Source organism: uncultured Dokdonia sp., assembly GCF_947492535.1.
Classification (GTDB): domain Bacteria; phylum Bacteroidota; class Bacteroidia; order Flavobacteriales; family Flavobacteriaceae; genus Dokdonia.
In genome coordinates this window covers 1-13075 of sequence record NZ_CANLNH010000027.1, presented here as the reverse complement: position 1 = coordinate 13075, position 13075 = coordinate 1, and the positions used below count along the sequence as shown (strand labels likewise).

At 33.1% G+C, this 13075-nt stretch carries 13 protein-coding genes and 1 other RNA gene; 3 read left to right on the top strand and 11 right to left on the bottom strand.

Going from position 1 to position 13075, the window contains the following annotated elements; genetic code table 11:
- Positions 1 to 45 precede the first annotated feature (45 nt).
- From Q1A60_RS21065 to Q1A60_RS21040, 6 genes are all read right to left on the bottom strand, one after another.
- The gene (locus Q1A60_RS21065) at positions 46 to 1320 is read right to left on the bottom strand and encodes a DUF2851 family protein (protein WP_299769807.1); all 1275 of its coding nucleotides are present in this window, start codon (positions 1318 to 1320) and stop codon (positions 46 to 48) included.
- Between the two features lie 71 nt (positions 1321 to 1391).
- The gene (locus Q1A60_RS21060; RefSeq protein WP_299769805.1) at positions 1392 to 2756 is read right to left on the bottom strand and encodes a pyridoxal-phosphate dependent enzyme; all 1365 of its coding nucleotides are present in this window, start codon (positions 2754 to 2756) and stop codon (positions 1392 to 1394) included.
- A gap of 138 nt (positions 2757 to 2894) precedes the next feature.
- On the bottom strand, positions 2895 to 4460 hold the full coding sequence (rny, locus tag Q1A60_RS21055) for a ribonuclease Y (protein WP_299769802.1): 1566 nt from the start codon (positions 4458 to 4460) through the stop codon (positions 2895 to 2897).
- Between the two features lie 137 nt (positions 4461 to 4597).
- A non-coding RNA gene (gene ssrS, locus Q1A60_RS21050) (6S RNA) lies at positions 4598 to 4707 on the bottom strand.
- A gap of 50 nt (positions 4708 to 4757) precedes the next feature.
- Entirely contained in the window at positions 4758 to 5045 is a 288-nt protein-coding gene (locus tag Q1A60_RS21045; RefSeq protein WP_089373470.1) for a cell division protein ZapA, read from the bottom strand.
- An 11-nt stretch (positions 5046 to 5056) separates the two neighbouring features.
- On the bottom strand, positions 5057 to 5374 hold the full coding sequence (locus tag Q1A60_RS21040; RefSeq protein ID WP_299769798.1) for a hypothetical protein: 318 nt from the start codon (positions 5372 to 5374) through the stop codon (positions 5057 to 5059).
- Positions 5375 to 5561: 187 nt separating this feature from the next.
- Here Q1A60_RS21040 and murQ point away from each other — a divergent pair, with 187 nt between their 5' ends.
- Positions 5562 to 6377: an N-acetylmuramic acid 6-phosphate etherase gene (murQ, locus tag Q1A60_RS21035; RefSeq protein ID WP_299769795.1), complete on the top strand. Its 816-nt coding sequence runs from the start codon at positions 5562 to 5564 to the stop codon at positions 6375 to 6377.
- Complete coding sequence (locus tag Q1A60_RS21030) at positions 6364 to 6585, top strand: DUF6095 family protein (protein ID WP_299769792.1); 222 nt, start codon at positions 6364 to 6366, stop codon at positions 6583 to 6585. The genes murQ and Q1A60_RS21030 overlap by 14 nt, the downstream gene beginning before the upstream one ends.
- 7 nt (positions 6586 to 6592) lie before the next feature.
- Here the strand turns inward: Q1A60_RS21030 and Q1A60_RS21025 are convergent, their stop codons facing one another.
- From Q1A60_RS21025 to Q1A60_RS21015, 3 genes are all read right to left on the bottom strand, one after another.
- Complete coding sequence (locus tag Q1A60_RS21025) at positions 6593 to 7387, bottom strand: hypothetical protein (protein WP_299769789.1); 795 nt, start codon at positions 7385 to 7387, stop codon at positions 6593 to 6595.
- Positions 7362 to 8939 carry a phosphoethanolamine transferase gene (locus Q1A60_RS21020; protein ID WP_299769786.1) on the bottom strand — a complete coding sequence of 526 codons (1578 nt, stop codon included), beginning with the start codon at positions 8937 to 8939 and terminating at the stop codon, positions 7362 to 7364. Before Q1A60_RS21020 ends, Q1A60_RS21025 begins: the two co-directional genes overlap by 26 nt.
- A gap of 69 nt (positions 8940 to 9008) precedes the next feature.
- Positions 9009 to 9518, bottom strand: a complete 510-nt coding sequence (locus Q1A60_RS21015) for a DinB family protein (protein ID WP_299769783.1) — start codon at positions 9516 to 9518, stop codon at positions 9009 to 9011.
- A gap of 217 nt (positions 9519 to 9735) precedes the next feature.
- Here Q1A60_RS21015 and Q1A60_RS21010 point away from each other — a divergent pair, with 217 nt between their 5' ends.
- Positions 9736 to 10458 (top strand): alpha/beta fold hydrolase, encoded by a 723-nt coding sequence (locus tag Q1A60_RS21010; protein WP_299769780.1) that lies wholly within the window; start codon positions 9736 to 9738, stop codon positions 10456 to 10458.
- A gap of 74 nt (positions 10459 to 10532) precedes the next feature.
- Here Q1A60_RS21010 and Q1A60_RS21005 read toward each other — a convergent pair whose 3' ends face one another.
- A complete protein-coding gene (locus Q1A60_RS21005) occupies positions 10533 to 11135 on the bottom strand; it encodes a YceI family protein (RefSeq protein WP_299769777.1) in 603 nt (200 codons plus the stop codon).
- A gap of 115 nt (positions 11136 to 11250) precedes the next feature.
- The gene (locus Q1A60_RS21000) at positions 11251 to 12675 is read right to left on the bottom strand and encodes a radical SAM protein (RefSeq protein WP_299769774.1); all 1425 of its coding nucleotides are present in this window, start codon (positions 12673 to 12675) and stop codon (positions 11251 to 11253) included.
- Positions 12676 to 13075 lie beyond the last annotated feature (400 nt).

The window sequence follows — 13075 nt, the reverse complement described above, 5'->3', positions numbered from 1 at the left end:
CAGAAGGAGTTTTAATAATCATAAAGTTAACGTTTTACAGCTCTGCTATTTCCCAATCAACCAATTACCCACCGCGCATTGTAAACATCTATTTTCTGAGCAGTACGTTGTTTTTAATTGTATCAATGCCTGAGAGTGTAGTGCGCTTTCTGTTTTAGGGCGAATCTCGTTATATTTCTTTATAATACTATTTTGTTCAGACTTTATTGCTGTGATAAAATCCAAAATAGTATCTGTTTCCTCTTTACCTGTATATTGACTATAGGCAAATTTTATAGGAATAATAGTATTAATCAATAACAGATCAATAAATGATTTAGAGAGTTTTTTCACTCTCTTTTTTTGCAATGTTGAAAATGAATAATGCGTATCCCAATATGTAGATGCTTGCACGTTCAGAATATCATAAAAATCTGATAGTTTTTCTACATGCATTAGTTTTTGGAATAATCCTGGGATCGTGTAATAGAGCATCGCTAATTGCGAGAGTCTGATGGTAGGAAAATTATCAGGTCGCAGTTTAAAAAACTGAATCGGTAGTATTCCTTCTGTTTCCAATTGAAATTTATGATGCACAAATTCATACTCTCCCTGTAATTGCAATACATAGCTATCTACACTGTCTTCTGGAAGTAATCCTCCGACACCTAGTAATAATGCTTCTAATCGAAATGGCTCTTGAGCACATTTTCGAATCACAGTAAAATCAATATGTTCTGCCAATGATTGAAATGAATCCCCATTCACTTTCGTTCCAAAAGCACGTAGTAACATCACAAACAATGCGCCCTCCCAGTCGTTATTAGTGTGTGAGAGTATTTCTTTTATCGCATCTGTTTTACGCTCTAAACGTTCTAGATACAAACGTTCTTGCCAATGGTTCCAAATAGCATCAGGAACCTTAGAAATGGAATTTTCGCAGTTGATCCATTTCTGTGATTGATTTTCAAAAAGTGTCGTGTAATTAGCTAGCGCATCTTTTGCTACATAATCCTTCAGTTGCAAGGTAGGAATTGCCGTATTATCCTTTCTAAAAATATCAATATCATGCTCCCATACTACATGAAGCACAACATTATCATATGCCGAATCGGTTTCATGTCCGTGGGCATACCAATCGGATGATTTGATATGAATTTCCACATTTCCAGCCCATTCTTGATCTCCTATAGAAAGACGAGCATTGAAAAAGTCAGGTCCAGCGAGATGATTATGCTCCCCTAACTTAATAATCGTTATAGGTGTATTGATAGTTGTTTTAGCTTTCGCGAAAGCAAACTTTTTATATTTCCATAAGTAGTGTAGAAAATCTTCACGCATCTTGTGAAGATACGTGAAAATATATTTTTTTTACAACTACAACTGCGACGTTTTTATGAGAAAAACAATTCTTAAATCGCACTTATAATATCATGCTTTGTTATGATATGATGTTTGCCGTTTCCTAAGTCAACGAGTACAGCGTTATTCTCTTTTGTAATTAATTTAGATACCTCTGCAATAGGTGTTTTTGCGCTTACCACTGGATACGCTGCTCCCATTACTTCTTTGATAGGTGTCTCTGCAATATCACTATTTTCTAGATAGGCTCTAAAGAGATCTGCTTCGTCTACACTTCCAACCATACCTGTGGTATCTTCTACAGGGATTTGTGAGATTTTAAATGTACGCATACGTTCAATTGCATGAGAAACTAACTCTTCTGTTTTTACAGTAATAAGTGGTTTATCTATATGATTTTTGATTAAATCTTCAGCTACCGTGATCTCTTCATCTAAGAAGCCACGCTCACGCATCCAATCGTCATTAAACATTTTTCCTACATACCTACTTCCGTGATCATGAAATAAAACAACCACAACATCATCCGGTCCAAATTTCCCTTCTTCATTCAATTGTAACAATCCTTTGATAGCAGAACCCGCAGAGTTCCCTAAGAACATCCCTTCTTCTTTAGCCAGACGACGGGTATATACTGCAGCATCCTTATCGGTCACTTTTGTAAATCCATCAATCACATCAAAGTTGACATTTTCAGGAAGAATGTCTTCTCCTATACCTTCTGTGATATATGGATAGATTTCGTTTTCATCAAAAATACCTGTCTCATGGTACTTTTTAAATACAGATCCATAAGTATCTACGCCCCATATTTTTACATTTGGGTTTTGTTCTTTAAGATATTTTCCTACTCCAGAAATCGTTCCTCCAGTACCCACACCCACAATAAAGTGTGTTACTTTCCCGTCTGTTTGTTCCCAGATCTCAGGCCCTGTACTCTGGTAATGTGCCTTTGCATTACTAGGATTATCATACTGGTTTACATACCAGCTATTAGGTGTTTCTGTGGCAAGTCGTTTTGACACAGAATAATAACTACGTGGATCTTCTGGCTCTACATTAGTAGGGCATACGACTACCTCGCTTCCTACAGCACGTAGGATATCCATTTTTTCTTTAGACTGTTTATCAGAAATCACACACACCATCTTATATCCTTTGATAATGGCAGCAAGTGCAAGTCCCATCCCAGTGTTTCCTGAAGTACCTTCTATAATTGTACCTCCTGGTTGTAAACGTCCATCTGCTTCTGCATCTTCAATCATCTGTAATGCCATACGGTCTTTTACAGAATTCCCAGGATTAAAGGTCTCATATTTTGCAAGTACAAGTGCAGATACATCTTTTACAAGTGCATTCATCTTTACCATAGGTGTATCTCCTATTGTACCTAATATATTTTCAGCGTATTTCATAGTCATATTTTGAGTGGTGCAAAGATACTTAGTACTTCTCAAAATGAGAATTAATATCCTACAAAACTCATATGCAATAAAAAATCCTGTATACAAAGGCATGTATACAGGATTTATTTACGCTTTTAATGTATCTATTTATTTAGCAATATTAACAGCTCTTGTCTCTCGTATCACTGTTACTTTCACTTGACCTGGATAGGTCATATCTGTTTGAATCTTCTGAGATATTTCAAACGAAAGGGCTGCTGCTTTTTCGTCATTTACCTTTTCACTCTCTACAATTACACGAAGTTCTCTACCTGCTTGGATCGCATATGCTTTTTTAACCCCGCTAAACCCAAAGGCAATATCTTCAAGGTCTTTAAGACGTTGTATGTAAGAATCTAATACTTGACGTCTAGCGCCAGGACGCGCTCCGCTTATAGCATCACACACTTGAACAATAGGTGATAATAAAGAGGTCATCTCTATCTCGTCGTGGTGAGCACCAATAGCATTACAAACATCTGGTTTTTCTCCATGCTTTTCTGCCCATTGCATTCCTAAAATTGCGTGAGGCGTTTCTGTTTCTGTTTCTGGTACTTTTCCGATATCGTGAAGTAATCCAGCTCTTCGCGCTAATTTTGGATTTACTCCTAGCTCTGCAGCCATCACAGAACAAAGCTTTGCAACTTCTCTACTGTGTTGTAGTAAGTTTTGTCCATAAGAAGATCTATATTTCATTCTTCCAACGGCCTTAATTAATTCTGGATGTAACCCATGAATACCAAGATCTATTACGGTTCGTTTTCCAACTTCTACAATTTCCTGCTCTATTTGTCTCGTTGTTTTACGAACTACTTCTTCAATACGAGCTGGATGAATACGTCCATCTGTTACCAATTTGTGTAAAGACAATCTCGCTATCTCTCTACGCACACTATCAAAACAAGATAAGATAATAGCATCTGGGGTATCGTCTACAATAATCTCTACACCTGTAGCTGCTTCGATAGCACGTATGTTACGTCCTTCCCTACCTATGATGCGTCCTTTTACATCATCACTCTCTAGGTTAAAAACAGAGACACAGTTTTCTACAGCTTCTTCAGTTCCTATACGTTGTATCGTATTGATTACTATTTTTCTAGCCTCTTGTTCTGCTGTCATTTTAGCCTCTTCCATAGCCGTTTGGATATGTGCCATGGCATCAGTCTTAGCTTGTGCTTTAAGAGATTCAACCAGTTGTTCTTTAGCGACATCTGCAGAGAGTCCAGAAATCACTTCTAACTGCTGTACCTTACTCTTATGTATCTTATCTATTTCAGATTGTTTCTTCTCTAAATAAGCAACGCGTTTGTCATAATCCTTTACTTTGTCTTCAAGGCTTTGATTTAGTTTTTTATTTCTTGAAAGCTCACTACTTACTTGTGATTCTTTATCTCTTGTACGTTTCTCTGCTTCAGAAATCTTTTTATCACGATTTAGAATTACTTTTTCGTGTTCAGATTTAAGCTCTATAAACTTTTCTTTTGCTTGTAATATCTTGTCTTTCTTTGTTGCTTCAGCTTCAATTTTGGCTTCTTTAACAATGCTTTGTGCATTCTTTTTTGCATTTGAAACTACTTGAGATGCGTTATTACGTTCTAGTAGTTTTGCAATAAGAAACCCAACAACAAGGGCAACAACACCCACAATTAACGGGAGTAAAATTTCTTCCATATTCATTTTTATATATCGATACTCTTCTGGTAAAGAGTAATACAATGGTTAATATTAAAGGTATACACTACCTTTTCGGTTGGTTAGACCCTATTTTTAGGGTATAAAAAAAGCCTGCATTAGTTGGGTTTTTGTATAAACTCCTAAATAAAAGGATTAGAGCTAGAGGACTGATCAAGAATCCGTGACGAAGACGGCGCGCTTTTACAATCCAGATTCACTCTTTACAAAAAAATATCTGTTGAGTTTATCAAAAAAAGACCAATGCAGGCAGTAATATGCTGTATGTAAAGAACGTTATAGTTGCTCATCTAAAAGAGCACTCAATGCTTCTAAACGCTTTGAGATTTCTTCTTGATTTGAGTTTTTATCTATATTTTTTTGGGTTGCCTGAGATGCAAATTGCAAGGCACACATCGCCAGTACATCCTGTTTATCTCTAACGGCATAACTTTGCTCAAATTGTTTAATCATTGCATCTATTTTTTTTGCAGCTTTACGTAAGCCTTCTTCCTGTTGCACAGGAATGGTAAGCGGATACACGCGATCTGCTATAGACAATTTAATTTTAAGCTTTTCAGACATAAAATTTCCTTTTATTCAGAGAGAGACACCATACAGGCATCTATTTCTCTAATCAAAGTGTTTATTTTGAGCTTGGTTTCCCTTTTATAATCGTTACTGCCTAGTAATGCATTTGCTGCTTTGAGTGTATTAATCTCTTTTTGTCTTTCCTCTAAAGTATCTTTGAGTTTTTTATTCTCAGCATCTAATGATGCGATAGTTCCCTCTAGAAGTTCGTGTCTTTCCTTAAGCGCTTGATAACGGTTTACTAAAGTATCAATTCTATGCTCTAGAGAATCAACAACTTCTATAAGATTACTCATACTAACAATACATATACTACGTAACACAAAGTTAACATTAGTGTGATAGAATAACAACTCGAAACGTTAAAATTTCAAATAGATTGTAAGGCACTGTATTACAGATTGTTATATTTTATTAAAATTCAATTATACGCTTTCGCGAAAGCGTACCCAGCAACATACCCTAAAGTCTACCTTTAATTCTTATTTTTGAGACTTAAAACAATGACACGTGTCTTTTACCAAAACTACAGAGCAAGATTCTCATTATGATGATTTAGAAAATATGTCTGTTTCAGACCTATTAATCAATATTAATAATGAAGATAAAACAGTTCCTTTAGCTATAGAAAAAGCGTTACCTCAAATTGAAGCGCTTATTTATCAAGTTGTCCTGCGATTAAAAAAAGGAGGTCGTTTATTTTATCTCGGCGCAGGAACTAGTGGACGCTTAGGTATTGTAGACGCATCCGAATGTCCTCCTACTTTTGGCGTTTCACACGATCTCGTGATCGGTCTTATTGCTGGAGGTGATGATGCTATTAGAAATGCTGTAGAATTTGCAGAAGATAGTACAGATCAAGGTTGGAAAGATTTAGAAACATACGGTATTAATGATGCTGATTTTGTGATTGGGATTGCAGCATCTGGCACTACTCCATATGTTATTGGAGCATTAGATACTTGCTATAAAAAAGGTATTGGTACTGGATGTATCACTTGTAATCATAAGAGTCCATTATCCTTGACCGCTACATATCCTATAGAAGTTATTGTAGGTCCTGAATTTGTAACAGGAAGCTCTCGTATGAAAGCTGGAACAGCTCAAAAATTAGTGCTAAATATGATCTCTACCGCTACGATGATTCAATTAGGGAAGGTAAAAGGTAATAAGATGGTGGATATGCAATTGAGTAATCATAAACTTGTCGCTAGAGGCACACGTATGATCATGGAAGCATTACAGATAGAAGAGCAGTTAGCTAATGAATTACTACGCACTCATGGAAGTGTACGCAATGCAATAAATAAGTATGAGCACAAATAAAGAAACACTTTTAAAAGGCATCAAAATTATGGGAGGTACGTTAGTACTTTTAATTGCAGCTCCTATTATTCTCAATTCTTCTTTTAAAAATCAAGATCATCCCTTTTTTATTCCTGTATTAGGAGTTGGAATCATCTGTTTCATTGCTGCAATTTATTTTGGTTTCAAAGGAATTAAAACGCTTATGAAGGCCTTATTTGATGACTAAGTGTATCCTAAAAATTTCCTTCTTCAGCGATATAACTATATAAAACAATTAATACCTTATCATCGGAAAGTACTTTATATTTTTTTCGAGCTCTCCTATATTTATTGTATAGCTCTTTTATATCCCAAAAAGAAGCCTTTTCTGACTCTTCATTTACAATCCAAGTAAGTATTTCTTTTTTAGGAAATAGATTTTTCAATTCATCAAAAAATATTTTATCTGCCGATATATAATTTATAGAATATTCATCTACACTTTCATTAATTTCAGTGATTAATATATCTTTCTGATTTCCTTGTTTTTCAGTTATACGTGGTAAATAATACGACGTTTTAAATCCAGCTTTAGAAAAAGAGTATAAATATTCAGGTGCTGTTGATTCTACTATAACATTCCTTGGCAAAATACCATACTCAACACAGAGTTTTTGAAGTTTCAACAAGGAAACTACCTGATTTTGTTCATCTAAGTTTTTATAATCAAGCCATAACATCTGTGTATTTGTATTTTTAATATTCTTAAAGAAATATTCCAATGTCAACCCTGTGGAGGGAGCTGGAGGATGATTAACATCAAAAATATCATCTTCAAATTTATATACTAAGTCAAGCTCAACTCCTGCATATTTATCGTAAACTTCATTAAGTTTTTCAACCGAATTTACTCTATGTGTCCAAGTTTTATCAGAATACATTTTTTTAAAAATGGCATCATGATAATTAAGTACATAAACAGCCAATGACCAGCATATTATTAATAAAACAATTAGTTTTATGCTATTCTTCTTTAAAAACTTCATCATACAATTTATCGTTTAAAATGATTCTATCTTCTATTATAAAATCAGAGTCAAAAATACTTTTCTCTTTTATATATCCATCAAATTTAATTTTAGCTAAATGTGCTAAGCTATAAGGTAAATTTTCTGATGAATAAGGACGATCTAATACAATCTCAAAGGTTTCTGACTTTTCTAAAAATTTATTGGATCTCCATAGTATAAATGGAATATCATACATGGGTTTTGACCCTTTGCTTTCTGTGTGACCATTCTTATTACGTGTTTCATACACTTCTTCGCCATGATCTGAAAGGTATAAGACAGCACTTTCCAAATCCTTTTTTTCAACTTCATTTATTATTTCATTTAAAACATAATCATTATACAAAACTGCATTGTCATATTCATTGATCATTTGAAAAGCTTTTTCACTTTTAAAAGAAGTAATCGGTTCATCATTAAAAGTATTAAAAGTTTCAGGATATCTTCTATTATATGCTACATGTGTACCCATAAGATGTATTACAATGAGTTTTTTATCACTATCATCTTTTAGTGCTTTTTTTAAATGTCCTAATACTTTCCCATCAAATGCACCTTCAGAAATGTCTGTATAGATACTTACATCACTATTTCTTGAAATTATCTTAGTAGAAGTTTCGTATACACCTACTGGTCTTTGATTTGAAATCCAATATGTTTTAAAACCTGCTTTATTAAACAACTGAATTAAAGTGCTATTATACTTTTTACTAGGCACTTCATAATCATCTAATGTAAGAGCTTTACCAAGAGATGGAATAGTATGAGTATTAGGAGATATTACGTCTTTATATATAAGAAGTTCATCTTTTCTTAGTTCAAGTAAAGGATTGGTCTTTCTATAATAACCATATAGCGACATATGATTTCTTGTAGTCGACTCTCCCAAAACAAGTACTACTAGTTTTTTATTTGAAGTAGGCTCGTGTATAACATTCTTAAAATTCCCATCAGGAGTAACATTAACAGATTCTATAATCTCCTTTTGATGTTGATAATCTTCGATAGTATTAGCTACTTGAATTGGCAAGAAATGTTCTCTGAACATATAAAGACAAATTAAAGACACTATAAAAAGACTAAGCATTAATTTATTATTTGCAATTATTTTAGGAATGGAGTTTCCACTAGATTGTTTTAACAATGCTATAAATGCTATAATTAATGTACCCATTAATAAAAATGCTACAACTATATGAAAACCTGTAATGTATGTATTTAAGAATTCGCCTATTTCCAGCGTATTTGTTTCTAGTAGAATTGAAATAGTAGAAGTGGTGATTCTAGAATTAAATAGATCCCCATGAGCAAATTCAACAAAGCTTAAAAGACTATATATTAAAAAAAACGGTATTACAAATACTACTTTTAGTGCTTTATTTCTAATAAAATGAATTAGACATACACCTAAAGCAAAAAGAACTATATATATTAGTAATTGCTTTTCTCCAATACTATCACTGTTAAAATATGTATAACCTATAACTAATAAACTAGTGATCAAACTTAGTAGAGATAAGGGTATTCGCATAAACTAAAGTGTTTTACTTCTAATTTACTAAATTAAACAAGCTATAAAAACATTAAAAATTTAGAAGTATTAAATACCTTCTCTTTTAGGCACAGGAGTAGATGGATTATATCCAAAGCCAGATATTACAATTTCTACATTTAGCGTTTGTAACATATAACTTATAATAGCATAATGATGGGTCGCATGTGTATTTGCTTGCGCTAAAATACTTTCTAACGTATACATAATCGTAACCTTTCCATCACCTAAATTGTCTGTTACGTGCAATAAATAATCTGTATTGACATCTACATATGATGCTAACTGCTGTTGTATCTCTCTTATATGATTTTTGGCAGCTTCTGGATTTGTAGAAATAATTTCATCACGTTTACGAGCTGTTAAATCAATATCATTTTCTTGCACTCCATTTATAATACAATCAAAGAAATCTAGCGCATGCCTTATATGGGAGCCTATACTACTATAGTAAGGACCTACAGTTGTATCGGTATATATATTGACATCTATAGCGTCTATTAAAGAAATGGCATTATTTAGGTTGTTATTTATAGCAGATATTACTGAGGAGCGCATAAAGTTTAATTAGAATGTAAATATAGTTTAAAATTAATGGTTCTGTCGTTTACATAGTATGTGTCTTGCATTTTCCACAAATTTTTGACATAAAAAACGTTTACCCATTAAAATTAATTATTTTTAAATAGTAGGTCAACATAATACTGTAAGCAAGATAGTCGTAAAGAGACTTACATTTTATAAACATTTATCATTATTTCTTATAATCCTTTTTATGAAAATTATATACACTCTTATTTTAAGTTTAAGTTGCCTTCTAACGTATGCACAAGAAACTATCGAATATCCATCTAAAGATGGATTACAAATCACTGCAGATTTATATGAAGCTGAAAATAGTGACACTTTTATACTTCTTTTTCATCAAGCAGGATGGAGTCGTGGAGAATATAAAGAAACTGCGCCTAAATTAAATGCACTAGGCTATACGTGTCTAGCTGTAGATCAACGTTCTGGAGGAGAAGTCAACAACATCACAAACCAGACGAATAAAAGAGCTAAAAAAGCAGGAAAGAAAACAGAATTTATAGATGCTTTTCAAGACATAGAAGCTACTGTCGCTTATGTAAAAAAGACCTATAACCCTAAGAAAATAATTATTTGGGGAAGTTCTTACTCTTCGTCTCTTGTCTTAAAATATGCCGGAGATAATCCTAATACTATAGACGCTGTCTTATCATTTTCACCTGGCGAATATTTTGGAGATAAAAACTTTATTACTTCCAGCACAAAAACTATTCAAGATCCTGTTTTTATCACTTCAAGTAAAGGAGAAGTCAAATCTTGGTCACACATGTACAATGTAATTCCATCAAAAACAAAAAAATTATACATCCCTAGAACAGCAGGAAATCACGGCTCCAGAGCTTTATGGAGTACCTTTGATGATAATGATGGTTACTGGGTTGCAGTAAAAAAATTCTTGAAAACTATATAATATCTAAGCAAGAATAAACAAAAAATGCTATCTCTCAGAGATAGCATTTTTTGTTTATTCTTAGTTTTAAATACTTATGCTTTCACTTGTTTTACCATTTCAAGACGACAATCTATACGTACTTCTTCTCCTAAGATATAACCACCTGCTTCCATTGCAGCATTATATTTAAGACCAAAATCATATCTATTAAGTGCTCCTGTTATGCGCAAACCTGCTCTTGTTCCAAAACTTGGATGCGTTATCAGACCGCCAAAAATGGCATCTAAAACTACTTCTTTTGTGACACCATGCATCGTAAATAATCCAATGACTTTATACTTCTTTCCTTCTACTTTTTTAAACTCTGTAACTTTAAAATTTATAGTAGGATATTTCTCTACATTGAAAAAATCGGCATTACGTAAATGATTATCTCTTCGTTCATTTTTAGTATCAACACTTGCGGCCTGAATAGTAATATCAAATGTAGCATCAGAAAAATCAGAAGCATCTGCTTTAATAGTAGCATCATACTCATTAAACGTGCCTTCGGTTTGCGAAATCACTAAGTGATCAATATCAAATCCAATGGAAGAGTGTGATTTATCAATAGTCCATGTAGCTTCTTGACCGAAAGTAATAGTAGTAAGTATAAGTGCAAATAATCTAATGGCACTCTTTAGGTAGTTCTTCATATAGTTTATTTAATTAGTTGTTATAGATTTGTTACAATCGATTCTTTGTCGTAAGAATAGAATATTCCAAACAATTATTTTTAATTAAAAACATAATATAAAAACCAACTATATTCTAAGAAAGCCTTTGTTTAGGTCTAATAGTATTAATCACAAATTTTTCAATTGGAAAATGAAACCTCTCTTTTTCACAACGCCATTGACTTAATTTCCTAAGAGGATAGGCTAAAAGTTTATGTTTAGGTCCGTATGCTAATTTTAAGTAAAATTTAAACGCTTCAAAGAATTTAACTTTTTCCTTACTAACCCATGGTCCTGAAGATCCTATATAATCAAACTTAGCCCATTCTTTTGTTGTTTGAGGTAATACATAGCCTTTTTTTACAACATCTTGTGTAATGGCAGATCCTGGGTAGGGTTTGAAATAAAAAATAGGCGTATCAAACTTATCACTCTTACTTCTTAATTGCTTTACCACTTTAACAGTCTCCGCTACACTCTCATCTGACTCTTCTGGAAAACCTACTATAAAAGGAAAAATAACACCTATTCCAAGCTCTTTACATTTTTCAGCACAATAAAATACCTGTGTAAGTTTTACATCTTTCTTCATCCAGTCCATCATTTCTTGAGATCCAGATTCAACTCCTATAAGTAATCTTCTCAATCCTGACTCTTTACAAAGCTTCCACACTTCATCAGTAAGTCTTTCCCCTTGATCTGCACGCATCGTAGCTGCCCAAGAAATATTTAAATCCCTTTTTATAAGCTCTTCAGCAAATCCTTTAATTCTTTTTGCATATGTAAAGAAGGTCTCATCTTGGAAATTAAGATCTGTAAATTTGTACTTTTTATGATAATATTCAAGTTCTTCTCCCATCTTCTCTGAAGAAATTGCAGAAAACTTCCTTTGAAATACAAAAGGATCTGCACAAAATGTGCATCTAAAAAAACATCCTACAGAAGATATATAATCAAATTGTCTTTTTCCTTTTTTCTCAAAATAACGCTCTACATCTATCAAATCGTAATTAACTCTTTCAAAATTATTTACGGCTGCTATAGGTCTTGGTCCATTCTTTATAAATTCTCCTTCATTATTTCTAAAAGACAATCCTTTCACATCTTTTAAATCTTTTCCTTCATCTAAAAAAGTAACAAGCTCTTTAAATGTTTCTTCCCCTTGTCCTTGAACCGTAATATCAATATAACTATGATCTTGCATAGGTTCTAAGGCAAAAAGAGACGTATGCCATCCTCCCCATATCACAGGTAATTCTGGTTTAATATCCTTTACTTTTTCAGACATTTCTAATGCATCTTTAATGGGGCTTCCTGTAATTACAGTCGTTCCAAAACAAAGTGCATCATCTATATGCTCAGAAATCATAGTATCTACATCATCTTCAATTCGTGCATCTATAATAATAACTTCATACTTTTCTTTATCTAATATGGTACCAATGGCCAATAATGCAAGAGGCATATCATAAAACACAGTAAGCGGATTGTAGAGAAGTATTTTTTTTCTTGAAGTCATTTTCTAGCTTTATTTTCAAGAAAGATAAATATTATTTACAGTAAGTCATAATTGCAAAAAGAGAATTCTCCAAATTAAGATAAAGAAATTATCTATTTACATACTAGATTTATTCTATTTTTTGCTTTCGCGAAAACATCCTTTTGTTGCATTTCCTTCGGGTCTATATGTGTTTTTTAAGACAAAGATGCCTTTGATTTTAGTTTTAGGGCATAAAAAAAGGTCTGACTCATACACTGAATCAGACCTTAAAAAGGCGGCGTCTCTACGCTCCACTCGATAGTAGTACGCTCTTCATAAAGCTATAAACTATACTTCTACACTTCATTGTAAGGCATAAAAAAAGGTCTGACTCATACACTGAATCAGACCTTAAAAAGGCGGCGACCTACTCTCCCAC